This window comes from Ruminococcus sp. AF20-12LB (assembly GCF_003478985.1).
Taxonomy (GTDB): domain Bacteria; phylum Bacillota; class Clostridia; order Lachnospirales; family Lachnospiraceae; genus Blautia_A.
Genome location: NZ_QUGH01000005.1, coordinates 75006 through 92179 on the forward strand (window position 1 = coordinate 75006; position 17174 = coordinate 92179).

The following is a 17174-nucleotide window of genomic DNA, read 5'->3' on the forward strand; positions in this document are numbered from 1 at the left end:
ATTTTAACCGTGTAATTAATTGTATTTACAGATATATTCGCACTGCGTATTTATACAGAAAGAAGGCATATTTATGCGAGAAGAAAAATTTAAAATGGAAAGACAGGGGCTGATCCAGGTGGGAGATAAAGTAAAAATCTCCGAATTTCTCTCTGCCACTAACTACAGCTATATCATTGAGCCTGCAGTAGCCATGTCCGGCTGCTACAGAAACGCAGACCGCATCAGATCCAAAGAGGGAATCATCAAAAGCATTGAGCATACGCCACGCGGCTTTATAGTTACTGCAGAATTTGACGAATAAACATAGTATCCATCAGATAAGATCCGGCAATTAGCAATCTGCCGGATTTTTCGCTGAAAAACTGGCTGATTTATTCTGGATTATATTATAGGAATCTGGTATTATAGAGAAGATATTTGTGTAATTTCCCTAATTATCAGGAAATTATAAATTTTTAGAACAGAGGTGTAATATTATGAGCTGGTACAACGAAGCAATCTTCTACCATATTTATCCACTTGGACTTACAGGCGCTCCAAAAGAAAATGATTACGGAACTCCTGTACATCGACTGAACACACTGCTGCCGTGGATCAACCACATCAAAGAAATCGGATGTACTGCCTTATATATAGGGCCGCTTTTTGAAAGTGTCGGACATGGCTACGAGACAACCGATTACAAAAAACTGGATTCCCGTCTCGGAACCAATGAAGATCTCACCAATTTTGTAAAAGCCTGCCATGAAAAAGGCATCCGTGTGATCTTTGATGGTGTATTCAACCATACAGGCCGTGATTTCTTCGCTTTTAAGGATATCCAGAAAAACCGTGAGCATTCCCCTTACGTTAACTGGTACTGTAATGTAAATTTCGGCGGAAATACCGAATATAATGACGGTTTTTCCTATGAAAACTGGGGTGGATACAATCTTCTTGTAAAACTGAACCAGCGCAATCCGGAAGTACAGAACTATATCTGTGATGTGATCCGTTTCTGGGTTTCCGAATTTGATATTGACGGAATCCGCCTGGATGCCGCTGATGTACTGGATTTTGATTTTATGCGGATTCTCCGCCATACCGCAGACGAGGTCAAGAAAGATTTCTGGCTTATGGGAGAGGTTATTCACGGAGATTACAGCCGCTGGGTAAACGGGCAGACTCTCCACAGTGTAACCAACTATGCCCTTCACAAAGCACTTTACAGCGGACATAATGACCACAATTATTTTGAAATCGCTCATACAGTAAAATATCTTCAGAATATGGGAGATCTTGACCTCTACAATTTCGTGGACAACCATGACGTAGAGCGAATTCATACCAAATTGCAAAACAAGGCACATTTTGCTCCCGTACATGTACTTCTTTATACTTTACCTGGCGTTCCAAGCATTTATTACGGCTCAGAATTCGGTATTAACGGAAAAAAAGAAAAATTTTCCGATGCCAGCTTACGTCCGGCACTTGATCTTAACGATTATGCGGATGCTGCAACAAAGAACCCATGTACTGCACTGATCGCAGCCCTCGGAAAGGTCCGCCAGGGAACTCCTGCATTAAGCTACGGTTCCTACGCAGAACTGGCTCTTACAAACCGTCAGTTTGCCTTTGCAAGAGATCTGGAAGGCATACGAGTGATCGTTACTGTGAATAATGATGACAGTGATGCAGAGATGAACCTTCCAACTGGAAGTGCACCGGAATACGTAGGTGCTCTCACAGGTCAGAAGGTTTCCGCACAGAGCGGACGGATCCGTGTCCGTGTTGCAGCAAACAGCGGTGAGATCTGGATTCCTGCAGGAGATATGCCGGAATACAAACCGGTTCAGACTGATGTTCCGGAAACTGCTGCAGCAAAAGAGAACGAAGACGCTGCATCTGAGGCAGAAGAGGAGCAGGAGGCTGAAAACAACACTGTAACAGAAGCTGCCCCGGAAAAAGAAGCTTCAAACGCTGAAAATACAGATAAAGCTTCTGACAATACAGCAAACCCGGCGGATGTTCCGTCAACTCCTGAAGCAGAGTCTTCCAATCTGCAGGAAACGGCCGCTGCACCAAATCCGCACAAAACACCGGAAGAAATGACAGTAGGCGAACTTCAGGCTGCTATCCTTGCAAAAATGGCAGGAAACGGTCCTGTAGACGACCAGATGAAAAAGACCGTATACGACAACATCTGGCATGATTCGCTTGTCAACTGGCTGAAGAGCTTCCGATAGGAAAAAAATAATAAAGTAAGATTCCATAAAAAACAAGGCAATCCGATCATATCTTATGCGGTAAGCCTTGTTTTTTTGTGAAAAAAGATATTTATTTCACATAATATATATTATGTAAAGTTATGATCCTGTTATTCTGTAATTTAAGAGAATAAAAAAACAGCAGAGATTTCTACCTTAAACAGGCCAGAAATCCCCACTGCTTTTATCATTCTGTTTATTATCTCTCATCAAAAGGTACAAAATCTGCATGATGCCCCACATACTTATAAGCAGGACGGATGATCTTATTGGCACTGATCAGTTCTTCCAGACGATGTGCACTCCAGCCAGGCATACGTGCGATGGCAAAGATCGGAGTAAAAAGTTCTTCCGGAATACCAAGCATTGAGTAAACGAAACCACTGTAGAAGTCAACATTTGCGCAAACATTTTTGAACAGCCTTCTGTGTTCCATGATCAGCTTTCCGGCAATACTCTCAACCTTATCATAGAGCTTAAATTCCTCCATCATTCCTTTTTCCTCTGCAAGAGCCTGTGCAAAACGCTTCAGGATCACTTCTCGCGGATCGGAGAGTGTATAAACTGCATGTCCCATACCATAGATCAGACCTGCATGATCAAATGCTTCTTTATTCAGTATTTTCTGCAGATATGCTGTGATCTCCTCATCACTTTCCCAGTCCTTTACATTGGTCTTCAGATCTGTAAACATGTTCTGGACCTTCAGGTTGGCGCCACCATGACGCGGTCCCTTCAGTGAACCGATGGATGCAGAGGTAGAAGAGTAGCTGTCTGTTCCGGAAGATGTTACTACATGTGTGGTAAAAGTAGAGTTATTACCACCACCGTGCTCGGCATGAAGTACAAGTGCGATATCAAGAACCTTGGCCTCAAGCTCTGTATATTTGCCGTCCGGACGAAGCATCAGAAGGATATTCTCGGCAAGTGAAAGCCCCTTCTGCGGATTGCGGATAAAAAGTGTCTCATCTTTACGGAAATGACGGTATGCATGGTAGGAGTAAACCGCGATCTCAGGAAGCTTGGCGATCAGTTCCAGAGACTGGCGGAGTACATTCTCCACAGAAATATCTTCCGGGTTATCATCATATGTATAGAGAGCAAGTACGCAGCGCTCCATAGCATTCATAATATTGGCATTGGTTCCCTTCATGACAACGTCACGGACAAAACGTCCTCCCAGATCCTCCATGTCAGAAAGAAGCTCAAGAAATCTGGAAAGCTCTTCCTTGCTGGGAAGCTTACCGAAAATCAGAAGATAGATCGTCTCTTCAAAGCCAAAACGTCTGTCCTTCAATCCGTTTACGATATCCTGCACATTGATTCCCCGGTAATACAGTGCACCGTCTGCAGGAATACGTCTGCCATTGACCAGCTTATAGCCGGTAACATCGGAAATCTCAGTAAGCCCTGTGAGAACACCTTTACCTGCGGAATCACGAAGTCCTCTTTTTACATCGTATTCCACATAAAGGTTGGGATCGATGTGATGATTCTCTACCAGTTCCTTTTCAAAGAATTTCATTCTGCCTTTCAGCTGTTCGGAGTCCTCCAGACTCATCATTTCATGCTTTTTTTCCATAATTTTTTCCTCGTTTCCCCATTGTATATTAAAAAACACTGATACAGTTAAGATTGGTTACATCTTTGTAATCAGTGTTCGGGTATGGCATACATTTGTGTTCACCTGGTTAATAATTCTACAGTAAAAGCTCCGAAAATGCAAGAGGGTATTTCTTTTTTTCGTGTATAAATATTCATAATCTGACCTATTTCATCTATTAGTAAATTTATTCACCAAAATCTGTCTGGTTTCCATACCGAACCTGTGTTATGATTGTTCTGTGGCTTTTCTTATAATAGTAGAAGGGAGAATTAAAAAGAAATGCAAAGCAGCATCAACAACATTTACCGGCTGGATGGAACCGTTCCCATTGCCAAAGCGATTCCTTTTGGGCTTCAGCACATCCTTGCCATGTTTGTTTCAAATCTGACACCGATCACGCTGATCGCAGCCTCAGCTCAGCCGGCTCTTACCCAGGCCCAGATCGCAATTCTGCTTCAAAATGCTATGTTTGTGGCGGGAATTGCTACTCTGATACAGCTGTATCCATTATGGAAGATTGGTTCCAGACTTCCGGTGGTAATGGGAGTCAGCTTTACCTTTGTCACCGTTTTAAGCACTGTTGCAGCTAATTACGGCTATCCTGCCGTGATCGGTGCGGTTATGATCGGCGGTATCATGGAGGGAACTCTTGGTCTTCTTGCAAAATACTGGCGTAAGATCATTACACCGGTTGTAGCAGCTTCTGTCGTAACTTCTATTGGATTTTCACTGTTTACTGTAGGCGCAAGATCCTTTGGCGGCGGCTATAGCGAAGACTTCGGTTCTGCCCGAAACCTTCTTCTTGGTACCATTACACTTGCAGTGTGCCTTCTCTGGAATATCCTCAGCAAAGGGTATTTAAAACAGTTATCTGTACTGGCTGGACTGATAGTAGGATACATAATTGCCATCTTTATGGGAAAAGTCGATCTTGGTTCTATCTTATCCGGTGGCCTTATCTCTCTGCCTCACCTACTTCCCGTAAAACCTGAATTCCATGCAGGAGCCATTGTTTCCACCTGCATTATCTTCCTGGTATCTGCAGCAGAGACCATCGGTGATACCTCTGCACTGGTTTCCTCCGGACTGGACCGTGAGATCGCCGGAAAAGAAATTTCCGGTTCTCTTGCCTGTGATGGTTATGCCTCCACGATCTCTTCTCTGTTCGGATGTCCTCCGGTAACATCCTTCTCACAGAATGTAGGACTGGTTGCCATGACAAAGGTTGTAAACCGTTTTACCATTATGACAGGAGCTGTATGTATGATCCTGGCCGGACTGCTGCCGCCTATCGGAAACTTTTTCGCCTCACTTCCGGATTCTGTTGTCGGCGGATGTACCATTATGATGTTTGGTTCTATCCTGACATCCGGTGTACAGATGATCGCTTCCTGTGGTTTTTCACAGAGAAATATCACTATTGTTTCTCTTTCCCTTGCTGTCGGAATCGGATTCACCACAGCAAGCGAGAGCGGGATCTGGAATATTTTCCCGTCGATCATACAGTCCGTTTTTGCGCAAAATGTAGTTGCTGTTGTATTTATCATCTCCATTGTTTTAAGCTGTATCCTGCCTGAAAACATGGACATTGAAAAAATCAAGGAATAGGAATGTAAAAATGTTTAAAATTCTCATTGCGGAAGATGACCGGGAACTCCGCCAGCTTTTCCAGCATGTCCTCTTAAAAAACGGTTATACAGTAAAAGGAGTCTCTGACGGGCAGGAAGCGCTGGATGCCCTGGAAAAAGATTACTACGATCTGATCATTTCAGACATAATGATGCCCAATATGGATGGCTATGAACTGGTCCGCTCACTCAGAGATGCCGGAGATTCCATTCCTGTACTTATGGTCACTGCCAAAGATGCTTTTGATGATATGCGTATGGGATTTCTGTCCGGTACCGATGATTATATGGTGAAACCGGTCAATATCAATGAACTGGTTTTGCGGGTAGGTGCACTTCTCCGCAGAGCACAGATGATCAATGAGCGGAAACAGCGAATCGGAGATACCATTTTGGAGTGCGATTCCCTGACGGTATCCACCTCCTCGGAAAGTATGGTACTTCCTCAGAAAGAATTCATGCTCTTATATAAGATGGTTTCCTTTCCGGGAAAAATCTTTACCCGGCAACAGCTTATGGACGATATCTGGGGATATGATTCCGCAAGTGATGCCCACACAGTAGATGTCCACATCGGAAGGCTTCGGGAACGCTTCCGCGATAATCCGGATTTTAAGATCATGACGATCCGTGGAGTCGGATATAAGGTGATAAAGGCATGAAAAAGAAACCCTTCATAAATTTAAGCATTCGTTTACGTTTTATCTTTATGATCATGTCGGAGCTTGTCTGTGTATCTCTGATATCCTGGCTCGTTATGGATGTGCTGCATATTTCAGACGTTCCGAACATCGTATGGATCATCCTGGCCAGCGTGGCCGCAGGGGGTGTCCTTAACAACTTCCTCAGTATCCGGTATTTCGGGCCTGTACTAAAGCTGAAAAAAGCCATGCAACAGGTTGCAGAAGGCGATTTTTCCGTCCGACTGGAAACTGAAAAGCAAATGAAGGAAATCCGGGATATTTATTCTAATTTCAATCTGATGGTCCAGGAACTGGAAGCAACGGAGATTCTGCAGACAGACTTTGTTTCCAATGTTTCCCACGAATTTAAAACTCCCATCAGTGCCATCGAGGGTTATGCAACTCTGCTGCAGGATGATGACATGCCTATATCAGAAGAGCAGGAGCAGTACATCAACAAAATCCTTTTTAACACCAGAAGGCTTTCCCACCTGGCAGGAAATATCCTGCTGCTGTCCAAAATCGAACACCAGTCGATCCAGACCCGTCAGAATTGGTACCGTCTGGATGAACAGATCCGACAATCCATTGTTATGATGGAACCGAAATGGTCAGAAAAAGAAATTGAATTTGATGTGGACATGATGGATGTGGAGTATCTTGGAAACGAAAATCTCATCTGTCATGTATGGGACAATCTGATTTCCAATGCTATCAAATTCAGTCCCTGTGGTGGTACGATCTATATCCGGATGATGCCGGAAGGAGAAAAGATCCGTTTTTCCATAGAAAACGAAGGCCCCCAGATCAGTGAATACTCCATGAAACATATTTTTGACAAATTTTACCAGGGCGACAGTTCCCATAAACAGGAAGGAAACGGTCTTGGACTTGCCCTTGTAAAACAGATCCTGAACCTGTGCAAGGGAACCGTTTCCGTGGAAAATATTCCCGGAAGCGGCTGTCGTTTTACTGTTATACTGTAAAACAAATACTTTACACATATCCATAAACCCAAAAAACAGCGGACACCTTATTTTTCATGAGGTTCTTCCGTTGTTTTTTATTTTATATAAACTTTTTCATAAACTTCAACAATTGTTGAGAAACAGTTGATGTTAAGTTGCAGATCATCTTTTAAAGTATAGAATAGTTATTTATGAAAAAATACAGGAGATATGGAATATGTTATTAAAAAAAGCACCTGCCTACCGGAAAGCAGAAAAGGAAGATTTTTCAATGATCCGGGAATTTATCCGAAGAAACTATAAAGACCGCTGGGAGTTTGAAGAAACACATACCGAAAAACGTCTGACCAGACTTTTCTTTTACACCTATATGATATACAGAGATAGCGTTACCGTGGCAACCTACCGTGATCAGGTAGTTGGGGTGCTCATTACCGGTAAAGAATCTCATGGCCATTTTGCCCCGGTTTTTCGTTTAAAAAAAGGCTATCATTTCCTGCGCCTGAAGTTTACTAAGGAAGGCAGGAAGAATCTGGAGCATTTTAACAAACTTCAGGATATGAAAAAACAATTGACTGTTTCCCCGGAGAAACCGACTCCCGGAAATATCCTCTTTCTTTATGTAAGCAAAGATTACCGCAGAAACGGAATCGGTACCGGGCTTCTCAAACAGATTTCAACAGAGAAGGATACGGATTATTCCATATATATGGACCAGCTGGATCAAAGAACATTTATGGAAAGTCATGGTTTCGTAAAGAAAAACGAGGTTTCTCAGATGCGGGAGCTGAACAAAAAACGTTTCCGGGAAAGTGTAGCTCTTTATAAAAAAGAACCGCATTGCGAAACACATTCATGAATTACGCAGGAGATAAATGGAAAATGAAAAAAATTGGAATCATGGCTGACAGCCACAGTGGCATTTTAAAACAAGAAGCAGAGGAACTGGATATTCATGTCCTTCCTATGCCTTTTTATCTGAATGGAGAACTGTTTCATGAAGACCTGGATTTTTCCAGAAAAGGATTTTATGAAAAGCTACGTGAAGGAGCAGATGTTTCAACTTCACAGCCTTCCCCACAGGAAGTTATGGAAATGTGGGACGAAATGCTTTTATCCTATGATCAGATCCTCTACATTCCGTTGAGCAGTAGTTTAAGCGGTTCCTGCATGACTGCTGCCGCCTTGTCTCAGGAACCAAAATACGAAAACAAGGTGTTTGTGGTAAATAACGGGCGTGTTTCCACACCCCTTCACCGTTCCATTCTGGATGCGATAGACCTGGTGGAAGATGGATATACAGCACAGCAGATCAAGGATATTCTGGAAGCTTCCCGTGAAAAAACCGTGATCTATGTCGGATTAAGCACACTGGAATATCTGAAAAAGGGAGGCCGTATCAATACCACCACAGCACTGGCCGCAAGTCTTCTCAATATCAAACCGGTTATGAAATTTGGGACCGGTAAACTGGATGTTTTCCAGAAATGCAGAGGCATGAAAAAATCAAGAAAAGCCATGATCGATGCTATGCACAGAGAATTGGAAACAACTTTCAAAAAAGAATATGATGCCGGAAAAGTATATCTTATGGCTGCATCCAGCAGCACTGCGGAAGTTACCGCAGACTGGATCTCACAGATCCGGGAAAGCTTTCCGGGAATGGATGTGATGTGTGACGATCTTTCACTTGGACTTTCCTGCCATATTGGCCCGGATGGGCTGGGAATCGGATGTTCCTGCATGCCTTTATAAAAAGGACTCAATACCTTATAAGACAACATTAAACTACATTTAAATCACATAATATTACCATTGCTCGCTTGTGTTCTCTGTTCTTTTATATCTGTCGCATATGTGGTTTGTTGAATATTTACATGGTTTTTTATACTTCACATGTGGATTTGTTGATATTTTTTTCAAATTTCTCTTTACAATCCACATCAACAGTCATATAATAAAGTCACAAACAACAAGAAACCATATTAAAACAATTATAATTCAACAACAAACCACATAGAACACGGAGGGAATATATTATGAAAATTCTTGAGTCTAAATTCGTACAGGGCTTTATCAAAATGGCAGATGATGGATATAAGCAGGGATGGCATGAAAGAAACGGCGGAAACTTAAGCTATCGTCTGAAATCAGAAGAAGTGGAAATGATCCGCCCACGACTGAACGCACCCGGAGAATGGACCCCCATCGGTGTTGAAGTTCCGGGACTTGCAGGCGAATTTTTTCTGGTAACAGGAAGCGGTAAATATTTCCGTAATATCATCGTTGACCCGGAAGTGTGTCTTGCGATCATTGAGCTTGACGAGACAGGAACCAATTACCGTATCCGCTGGGGTCTTGTAGAGGGCGGAAGACCGACCAGCGAGCTCCCGACACATCTTATGAACCATGAAGTAAAGAAAAAGCTTACCAACGGTAAACATCGTGTTATTTACCATGCACATACCACCAATACCATTGCACTTACCTTCGTTCTTCCCCTGGATGACAAGGTATTTACCCGTGAACTCTGGGAATCCGCAACTGAGTGTCCGGTAGTATTCCCGGATGGTGTAGGTGTCATCGGATGGATGGTTCCAGGTGGAAGAGAAATCGCGATCAAAACAGCTGAACTGATGAAAAAATATGATGTTGTTATCTGGGCGCATCATGGTATGTTCTGCTCAGGCGAAGATTTCGACCTGACCTTCGGACTTCTTCATACCGTTGAAAAATCCGCAGAGATCCTGGTTAAGATCTTATCTATGGCTCCACAGAAGCTGCAGACTATCACACCGAATGACTTCCGCGCCCTCGCAAAGGATTTCAAAGTAACTCTGCCGGAAGAATTCCTCTACGAGAAGAAATAAATTCTTCGGCTACACAGTTTTATATCATATAACTGTACTCCTATCTGAAACTTTATCGGAAACAACCAAATATTTGCTGATTTTTGCTGATAAATCTGATATGATAAAAACATATCTGGTTTATCAGCAAATTAATATCAGAAAGGATATGAATAAGGTATGGAAGAATTATATAAAGCGATCGAAGAGAAGATCAAGGCAAGCGGATACCCGCGAAAGATTTCCGGAGAGGAAGTTTACGATGACATCTGCGATCAGATCGATGGGAAAGAGAACGGAAGCTATGTGCTGCTTTCCAAGTTTGATGATGATGTGATCTTTGAATATCATATCACAATTATGGACAGTGAATTTAATCTGGGTGTTCTTACCATGCGTACTCCGGAAGGTGTATTCGAGACAGATTTTGACAAATAATACTACCGGTTTTGAGTATGGATATAAATTGAATATAATACAAAAGAGGGAGTTGGTTTACGTAATAATAATTATGTAAATCAACTCCATTTCTTTATATCTTTATATGTCATACACAGGGAAGCACATAAAAGCATCTGGTTCACTATATAGCTCTTTACCAAACAGCTGCTTCTCAATGCCAACAATACCAAATATCAGTCCTCGCGAAGACGTACTGCCTTGGCCGCCTGACGCCGTCTGGCATCATCCAGAGCCGCATAATGCTTCTTGGTAGTATTGACATCCTTATGTCCTAAAACATCCGCTACAAGGTAAATATCACCGGTTTCCTGGTACAGGGCAGTACCATAGGTGCTGCGAAGCTTATGCGGGGTGATCTTTTTTGTAGTTGTGATCTCTCTGGCATATTTTTTAACCAGATTCTCGATAGCCTGAACACCGATCCGGCGACGCTGGGTAGAATAGAAGAGAGCGTGCTCATGACCTGCCAGAGGTGTAATATTCTCCCTGACTTCCAGATATTTCTTCAACGCTTTTTCTACTTCAGGACCAAAGTATACAACCATTTCATTTCCACCTTTCCGGGTAACTTTGATTCCATTGTTTTTGAAATCTACATCCTCAACATCCAGTCCGACGCATTCGGATACTCGGATCCCGGTACCAAGAAGGAGAGTAACAATAGCAAGATCTCTGTCCTTCGTTTTTTCGTGATACATCCGTTTCTGCCCGGTCAGCGTATCTCCGCAATGCTCAATATAATCCAGCAGCATGGCAACCTCATCTGTATCCAGACGAATAATATTCTTTTCATGGATCTTTGGCACATCGATCAGAACAGACGGGTTGGTGGTGATCATTTCATGTTTATAATAGTAAGCATAAAAACTTCTTAAAGCAGAAATTTTTCGTTTGACGCCACGTTCACCATTTGTTTCCGTTTTGGAAGAGTCGGCGGATTTATAAACTTTGAGAAATTCTTCATATTCCTCAAGATCAACAGCTTTGATCTGATCCAGAACATCAACTGTAAAATCCGACATATTTTTGTCTTTAAACATTGGATTCTGATCTAACAGAAACTGAAAAAATATACGAATATCATATGCATAGGAAATTCTGGTCTTGGTTGTAGTCGTTGCATCAATAGCCCGGAAATAATCCCTGCAAAATGGCGGAAGCGTTTTTAAAACCTCACGGAGTTTTAAAGTATTGTCAATGTCATTTTGTTCGTGGTAAGTAATTTTGTTATCCATAAAAACTCCTTAATATATACCTGAAACACCTGTTAAAAGAAGTGGTTTTGCACCCATCTATATCTATACGACAAACCCGAGTTTTTCAAATAGATTGGTAGTGTAAACGGCTACTTCCGTAGATTTTCATCAAAAATAACGGTAAATGGCCCGTCATTTTCCAGAGATACTTTCATATCTGCACCAAAGATTCCATGTTCCACAACCGGAACCTGTTTACTGGCTTCTGAAATAATATACTCATATAATTTATTTGCTTCATCCGGTGCACCGGCTTCTATAAAGCTTGGACGGTTTCCCTTACGGCAATTTGCATATAAGGTAAACTGTGAAACCAAAAGCAATTCCCCGTTTACATCTGCCAGAGACAAATTGGTCTTTCCATTTTCATCCTCAAAAATACGAAGTCCCAGAAGCTTTTTCAGATACCAATCTGCATCCTCCCTGGTATCCTCACGGCCAACGCCGATCAGAACAAGAAAACCCTTTCCGATTTTTCCGACAATTTCTCCGTCTACTTTGACTTCTGCATGATTTACACGCTGAATTACAAACTTCATAACCTGTTCTTCCTCCGTCTCCGTCTGTTTTTCTGCTTCAGTCGAAAACCTACATATTTCGCCTGAATAAATTTAACTAAAAATGTAAACATTCGTTTAATTTCATCCCAAGCCCCGGACCAGATTCTGTTTTTTTCCGCTTTTACTGTAACTTCCTGTGCTTTTGATACGTTTTTTTTCACCGGCATTGGCAGAACCTTTCCGGAAACAGGATCTACACAATCAATATCTCTATAAAACTCAGCATCTGCAGACATATCTTTTTCATCAAGACTACGTCCGATCAGCTTCCATACGGCAGCATTCAGCACGGCAAATACCGGAACTCCAACGATCATTCCCGGAACTCCAAATAAACCACCACCGACCATGATTGCAACAATAACCATAAAGCTGGACAGTCCGGTCGACTCACCCAGGATCTTTGGTCCAAGAATATTTCCGTCAAACTGCTGAAGGATCAGAATAAAGATCAGGAAATACAAACTCTGAATGGGATCTACCAGCAAAATAAGAAGAATACATGGAACTGCTCCCAGATATGGACCGAAAAACGGAATAACATTTGTAACACCGACGATCACACTGACCAGAATCGCATATGGAGTTCCAATGATCGATGTTCCAACATAACACAATACACCGATAATTGCAGAATCCAGGATCTTTCCGCTGATAAATCCACCAAAAGTTTTATGCGTAAAACGCATGGAATGAACAAGAAAAGTTGCCCATTTGGTTGGAAGCGCTGCATAGACCGCCATTTTTGCCTTGGCAATAAACCCCTCTTTATCCGCCAATATATAAAGAGATACGATCGCTCCAATAAGGAAATTCTTCAGAAAAACAAGAAGATCCAGAAAGCTCGCAGATATATTTTTCATCATAAACTGCATCTGGGGAAGGATCGTATTTGTCAAATACTCCTGTAATCTACTGGAATACTGATTGATCTGACTGATCATATCCGGATTCAGTTTCCATCCCTTTTCCACGACGGAGTTTAACCAGTTTTCCACTACACTTACATAATGAGGAAAACTGTAGATAATATTCATGATGCTTCGAATCAATTGAGGAAGGATCATCATGACAAGGGCATAAATGACCAAAAACATAAAAAATACAGAAAGGATCACACAGATCCAGCGTACTACTTTCCTCCCCTTTTTCTGAAGTGTTTTATTCCTTTTTTCAAAAATCGGAAAAATGATCTTCCGCTCCAGAAAATTAACAATGGGAGTTAGCAGATATGCTATGGCAGCTCCGTAAATGATCGGCGCCATAATACCGAAAAATGTTTTAATTCCGGTGATCAGAGATTTCATATGGAAAATCCCATAATAAAATAAAATACTGGCAGCAATAACCAGAAATGCAGTCACACCTAACTGCACATAGCGATGGTTCCAACGAATTTTCATAGTAATTTCCTCCACCATGTGATTATAACATAGCATCTCTGGTTTGTGTCTAAAAAAAACATAAACATTCCTTTTAATAACTTATAGGATAATTCTGCCTGCAGAATTATCCTATAATGCTGAAACACCCTGCCATAAAAAATGGCAGGGTGTCTAAAATCTGATGTTTATTTTTTCAGGCTGTCATAAATGTGAATGGCTTCGATAATTGCCTTCGCAGTTCCATCAATGCCAAGCTTGCTGCTATCCAGACAAAGATTATAGCTGTCCGCAGATCCCCATTTCTTGTTGGTGTAATAATTATAGTAGCTGGAACGGCTTTTGTCTGTTTTGTTGATCATGTCCTTGGCCTCTTTAGCATTTTTATTGTATTTCTGAGAAATACGGTTGATACGCCAGTCAAGGTTTGCATGAACAAATACACTGAAACAATCCGGATTATCTGCAAGTGCATAATCCGCACATCTGCCGACCATTACACAAGGACCTTCTGAAGCCAGCTTCTTGATTGCCTCAAACTGTGCAAGAAAAATCTTATGGTTCATAGGCATGTCTGTAAATCCGGCTGAGGAATACCCAAATGAATAAGTATCCATCACAAGAGAATAAAGAAAACTGTTTGTTGGCTTCTCATCATGATGCTCAAACAGCTCCTTGCAGATCCCACTGTCATTGGCTGCGTGCTCCAGCAGCTCTTTATCATAGCATTTGATTCCAAAATATTTAGCAACTTCCTGGCCGATCTGCCTTCCGGCGCTGCCATATTTACGACCGATAGTAATAATAGAACTTGTTGTATTGTTACTCATAACAGCCACATCCTTTCTGTCCAGATTCAGCGAATTTGTAAATATTAACTCTGCTTCCTCTTTAATATAGTTATTATACAATATATTTCACGTGTTTTCCAGCTATTTTCGCAATTTTATCAGCAATTTAACAAAATATTCCGGAAGTGGGGCTGTAAATTCCATATATTCACCGGTACGTGGATGAACAAATCCAAGAATCATTGCATGAAGTGCCTGTCCCTCCAGATGATAAGGATTTCTGGATGAACCATACACCGTGTCCCCAAGAAGCGGATGTCCGATACTGGCCATGTGCACACGAATCTGGTGGGTACGCCCTGTTTCAAGCCGACATTCCACATACGTGGCCTCGCCAAAACGTTCCAGCACTTTATAATGTGTTATTGCATCTTTACCATTTTTATGATTGATGGCCATTTTTTTACGATCTGTCGGATGCCGTCCAATAGGTCCCTCTATTGTTCCCTCATCCTCTTTCAGATTTCCCTGCACAACTGCCCGGTAGCGTCTGCGGATACTGTGACATTTCAGCTGTTCTGCCAGATCCCGGTGAGCAATATCATTTTTGCATACCAACAGCGCTCCGGTGGTATCCTTATCAATTCTGTGGACAATTCCGGGCCGCATCACTCCGTTAATACCGGAAAGGCTGTCACCACAATGTGCCATAACTGCATTGACCAGTGTCCCCTGATAATGCCCGGCTGCTGGATGTACAACCATCCCTTTGGGCTTATTAACAATCAGTACATCTTCATCCTCGTAAAGAATATCCAGCGGAATGTCCTCCGGAATGATATCCGGCTCACTGGAATCCGGGATCTCCAGATGGATCCTGTCATTTTCACGAACCTTATAATTAGATTTGGCAGCTTTCTCGCCCACGGTAATCTGTCCTTCTTTCAGAAGTTTCTGGAGGAAAGACCTGGAAAGACCGCTGTCTTTCTCAGCAAGATAGCGGTCGATTCGTATACCTGATTCTTCTTTTTCTACTGTATAATCATATATTTCCATTTATATCTCCTACAAGAACAGACAAATGCATTATATGTCTCTCTGCCCGAATTACTGTTTGATATTCAGAAACGCAAAATCATCATCCCTGTATTTCGTGCACACAAACAGGATCAGAAAAATTCCACTTACAACCACATAAACATCCGCAAGATTAAATACCGGAAAATCGATCAGGGAAAAATAGATAAAATCGATCACATATCCTCTGAAAAAACGATCAATAAAATTTCCTAGTGCACCGGCTGCAAGTACTGTAGCAATGGTGAGCAAAGGCAGATAAAACCGCTCTTTCGGAATACGGATCCATGCATAGAGGATCACTCCCAGAAACAGCACACTCACAATGGCAAAAAAGAATACACTTCCCTGAAACATTCCAAACGCGATTCCCTTGTTTTCAGGATAGAGATAATGAAGTTCAAGTATGCCGGAAATCAGCGAAACAGATGGTTGTCCTTTCAGATACAGATATGACAGCCATTTTGCTCCCTGATCTGCAGCCACGAGTAAGATCAGTAAAAAAATGTCCCCCGACATACACTTACTAAAAGACATTTTCTGATGATGGTTAACACGACTGATCATAGAGTTATCTCCTGAATACAGGAAAGCAGTTCTTCATCGGTAACTGTTTTGTCGATAAAGCTTTTTCCGATACCATCCATCAGGATAAACCTGATATGTCCCTGTTCCATTTTTTTATCTTTCTTTGTTGCGGAAAGAACTTCTTCCGGGATAAGGCCCTCTACATGCACCGGAAGATCGTAATCCGAACATCCCTGACAGATTTCCTGATATTCTTCTCTGGTCAGAAGTCCTCGTTTCATGGAAAGATATGCCGCAGCTACCAATCCGACTCCTACACACTGTCCGTGGAGCAGGGTGAAATTCTTAAGTTTTTCTACTGCATGCCCCACAGTATGTCCCAGGTTAAGAAGTGCACGCTCGCCCTGTTCCTTTGGATCACGCTCCACAACGCCGGCTTTGATCTCACAGCACCTGCGTACCATTCTGGCAATCTGTTTCATGTCCAGCTTTTTGATCTCTTTCTGTTCACAGCATACATAGCGGAAAAAATCTCCATCACAAATCAGTCCTGTTTTTAAAATCTCACCCATTCCGCAGGCAAACTGTTCTGCCGGAAGTGAAGAAAGAGTGCTTAGGTTCATATAAACAAGACGTGGCTGGTGAAAAGCTCCTACCATGTTTTTGTACTGCTGAAAATCTACACCGGTTTTTCCACCCACACTGCTGTCTACCTGTGCAAGCAGTGTTGTCGGTACCTGAATGAAGTCAATCCCCCTGAGATAAGTTGCTGCACCAAATCCGGTAAGGTCGCCTACCACACCACCGCCTAATGCAACAAGCAGACTTTTTCGATCAAGACCATTTTTGATCAGAACCTGATACAATGCCGAAACGGTATTAAGGTTTTTGTTTTTTTCTCCTGCCTCAAAGGTGAACACAGAAATATCAGAACTTACCTCACTTAAAACCTGCCTTACAGATTCTTCATACAGTGGTCCCACATTAGAATCTGTCACAATGCAGATTTTTCTGTCGACAAGTCCCTCTTCCTTCATAACCTGTGCCAGATTAGAAAAATCTTCTTCAAAACAGATGGGATAATGAAAATCACCTTCTCGTTTTACAAGTAATTTTGATGCTGTCATTGCGTTTT

Annotated in this window: 17 protein-coding genes; 9 read left to right on the forward strand and 8 right to left on the reverse strand. The window is 42.1% G+C overall.

What is annotated here, in order from left to right; genetic code table 11:
- The first annotated feature begins 73 nt into the window (after positions 1–73).
- Both DWX61_RS08035 and DWX61_RS08040 read left to right on the forward strand, forming a co-directional pair.
- Positions 74–304 (forward strand): hypothetical protein, encoded by a 231-nt coding sequence (locus DWX61_RS08035; protein ID WP_015525138.1) that lies wholly within the window; start codon positions 74–76, stop codon positions 302–304.
- 175 nt (positions 305–479) lie between these two features.
- Positions 480–2228 (forward strand): alpha-amylase family glycosyl hydrolase, encoded by a 1749-nt coding sequence (locus tag DWX61_RS08040; RefSeq protein ID WP_118624676.1) that lies wholly within the window; start codon positions 480–482, stop codon positions 2226–2228.
- A gap of 220 nt (positions 2229–2448) precedes the next feature.
- On the opposite strand, the gene DWX61_RS08045 is transcribed toward DWX61_RS08040, so the two are convergent.
- Positions 2449–3831: a citrate/2-methylcitrate synthase gene (locus tag DWX61_RS08045; protein WP_227752265.1), complete on the reverse strand. Its 1383-nt coding sequence runs from the start codon at positions 3829–3831 to the stop codon at positions 2449–2451.
- 303 nt (positions 3832–4134) lie between these two features.
- Between DWX61_RS08045 and DWX61_RS08050 the strand changes: the two genes are divergently transcribed.
- From DWX61_RS08050 to DWX61_RS08080, 7 genes are all read left to right on the forward strand, one after another.
- Positions 4135–5463 carry a uracil-xanthine permease family protein gene (locus DWX61_RS08050; protein WP_118624678.1) on the forward strand — a complete coding sequence of 443 codons (1329 nt, stop codon included), beginning with the start codon at positions 4135–4137 and terminating at the stop codon, positions 5461–5463.
- Positions 5464–5473: 10 nt separating this feature from the next.
- Complete coding sequence (locus tag DWX61_RS08055; protein ID WP_118515457.1) at positions 5474–6145, forward strand: response regulator transcription factor; 672 nt, start codon at positions 5474–5476, stop codon at positions 6143–6145.
- Complete coding sequence (locus DWX61_RS08060; protein ID WP_118624680.1) at positions 6142–7152, forward strand: sensor histidine kinase; 1011 nt, start codon at positions 6142–6144, stop codon at positions 7150–7152. Before DWX61_RS08055 ends, DWX61_RS08060 begins: the two co-directional genes overlap by 4 nt.
- 199 nt (positions 7153–7351) lie before the next feature.
- Positions 7352–7993: a GNAT family N-acetyltransferase gene (locus DWX61_RS08065; RefSeq protein ID WP_118624682.1), complete on the forward strand. Its 642-nt coding sequence runs from the start codon at positions 7352–7354 to the stop codon at positions 7991–7993.
- A 23-nt stretch (positions 7994–8016) separates the two neighbouring features.
- Entirely contained in the window at positions 8017–8889 is an 873-nt protein-coding gene (locus DWX61_RS08070; RefSeq protein ID WP_118515451.1) for a DegV family protein, read from the forward strand.
- A 284-nt stretch (positions 8890–9173) separates the two neighbouring features.
- Positions 9174–10004: a rhamnulose-1-phosphate aldolase gene (gene rhaD / locus DWX61_RS08075; RefSeq protein ID WP_118624684.1), complete on the forward strand. Its 831-nt coding sequence runs from the start codon at positions 9174–9176 to the stop codon at positions 10002–10004.
- A 159-nt stretch (positions 10005–10163) separates the two neighbouring features.
- Positions 10164–10421, forward strand: coding sequence for a hypothetical protein (locus DWX61_RS08080; RefSeq protein WP_059085862.1), 258 nt, complete (start codon positions 10164–10166; stop codon positions 10419–10421).
- Positions 10422–10618: 197 nt separating this feature from the next.
- Here the strand turns inward: DWX61_RS08080 and DWX61_RS08085 are convergent, their stop codons facing one another.
- From DWX61_RS08085 to aroB, 7 genes are all read right to left on the reverse strand, one after another.
- On the reverse strand, positions 10619–11680 hold the full coding sequence (locus tag DWX61_RS08085) for a tyrosine-type recombinase/integrase (protein ID WP_118369250.1): 1062 nt from the start codon (positions 11678–11680) through the stop codon (positions 10619–10621).
- Between the two features lie 110 nt (positions 11681–11790).
- On the reverse strand, positions 11791–12240 hold the full coding sequence (gene dtd / locus DWX61_RS08090; RefSeq protein ID WP_118515445.1) for a D-aminoacyl-tRNA deacylase: 450 nt from the start codon (positions 12238–12240) through the stop codon (positions 11791–11793).
- Positions 12237–13664 (reverse strand): AI-2E family transporter, encoded by a 1428-nt coding sequence (locus tag DWX61_RS08095; RefSeq protein ID WP_118515443.1) that lies wholly within the window; start codon positions 13662–13664, stop codon positions 12237–12239. The genes dtd and DWX61_RS08095 overlap by 4 nt, the downstream gene beginning before the upstream one ends.
- Positions 13665–13831: 167 nt before the next feature.
- The gene (locus tag DWX61_RS08100) at positions 13832–14473 is read right to left on the reverse strand and encodes a cytidylate kinase-like family protein (RefSeq protein WP_021978034.1); all 642 of its coding nucleotides are present in this window, start codon (positions 14471–14473) and stop codon (positions 13832–13834) included.
- 102 nt (positions 14474–14575) lie between these two features.
- On the reverse strand, positions 14576–15490 hold the full coding sequence (locus tag DWX61_RS08105) for an RluA family pseudouridine synthase (RefSeq protein ID WP_118624686.1): 915 nt from the start codon (positions 15488–15490) through the stop codon (positions 14576–14578).
- A gap of 51 nt (positions 15491–15541) precedes the next feature.
- Positions 15542–16078, reverse strand: a complete 537-nt coding sequence (gene lspA, locus DWX61_RS08110) for a signal peptidase II (protein ID WP_118624688.1) — start codon at positions 16076–16078, stop codon at positions 15542–15544.
- Positions 16075–17166 carry a 3-dehydroquinate synthase gene (gene aroB / locus DWX61_RS08115; RefSeq protein WP_118624690.1) on the reverse strand — a complete coding sequence of 364 codons (1092 nt, stop codon included), beginning with the start codon at positions 17164–17166 and terminating at the stop codon, positions 16075–16077. Before aroB ends, lspA begins: the two co-directional genes overlap by 4 nt.
- Between the last annotated feature and the right edge of the window lie 8 nt (positions 17167–17174).

What these genes read in the sequence shown, in the direction of transcription:
- DWX61_RS08035 (WP_015525138.1), top strand. Translation starts at nt 74, where the DNA reads ATGCGAGAAGAAAAATTTAAAATGGAAAGACAGGGGCTGATCCAGGTG.
- DWX61_RS08040 (WP_118624676.1), top strand. Translation starts at nt 480, where the DNA reads ATGAGCTGGTACAACGAAGCAATCTTCTACCATATTTATCCACTTGGA.
- DWX61_RS08045 (WP_227752265.1), bottom strand. Translation starts at nt 3,831, where the DNA reads ATGGAAAAAAAGCATGAAATGATGAGTCTGGAGGACTCCGAACAGCTG.
- DWX61_RS08050 (WP_118624678.1), top strand. Translation starts at nt 4,135, where the DNA reads ATGCAAAGCAGCATCAACAACATTTACCGGCTGGATGGAACCGTTCCC.
- DWX61_RS08055 (WP_118515457.1), top strand. Translation starts at nt 5,474, where the DNA reads ATGTTTAAAATTCTCATTGCGGAAGATGACCGGGAACTCCGCCAGCTT.
- DWX61_RS08060 (WP_118624680.1), top strand. Translation starts at nt 6,142, where the DNA reads ATGAAAAAGAAACCCTTCATAAATTTAAGCATTCGTTTACGTTTTATC.
- DWX61_RS08065 (WP_118624682.1), top strand. Translation starts at nt 7,352, where the DNA reads ATGTTATTAAAAAAAGCACCTGCCTACCGGAAAGCAGAAAAGGAAGAT.
- DWX61_RS08070 (WP_118515451.1), top strand. Translation starts at nt 8,017, where the DNA reads ATGAAAAAAATTGGAATCATGGCTGACAGCCACAGTGGCATTTTAAAA.
- rhaD (WP_118624684.1), top strand. Translation starts at nt 9,174, where the DNA reads ATGAAAATTCTTGAGTCTAAATTCGTACAGGGCTTTATCAAAATGGCA.
- DWX61_RS08080 (WP_059085862.1), top strand. Translation starts at nt 10,164, where the DNA reads ATGGAAGAATTATATAAAGCGATCGAAGAGAAGATCAAGGCAAGCGGA.
- DWX61_RS08085 (WP_118369250.1), bottom strand. Translation starts at nt 11,680, where the DNA reads ATGGATAACAAAATTACTTACCACGAACAAAATGACATTGACAATACT.
- dtd (WP_118515445.1), bottom strand. Translation starts at nt 12,240, where the DNA reads ATGAAGTTTGTAATTCAGCGTGTAAATCATGCAGAAGTCAAAGTAGAC.
- DWX61_RS08095 (WP_118515443.1), bottom strand. Translation starts at nt 13,664, where the DNA reads ATGAAAATTCGTTGGAACCATCGCTATGTGCAGTTAGGTGTGACTGCA.
- DWX61_RS08100 (WP_021978034.1), bottom strand. Translation starts at nt 14,473, where the DNA reads ATGAGTAACAATACAACAAGTTCTATTATTACTATCGGTCGTAAATAT.
- DWX61_RS08105 (WP_118624686.1), bottom strand. Translation starts at nt 15,490, where the DNA reads ATGGAAATATATGATTATACAGTAGAAAAAGAAGAATCAGGTATACGA.
- lspA (WP_118624688.1), bottom strand. Translation starts at nt 16,078, where the DNA reads ATGATCAGTCGTGTTAACCATCATCAGAAAATGTCTTTTAGTAAGTGT.
- aroB (WP_118624690.1), bottom strand. Translation starts at nt 17,166, where the DNA reads ATGACAGCATCAAAATTACTTGTAAAACGAGAAGGTGATTTTCATTAT.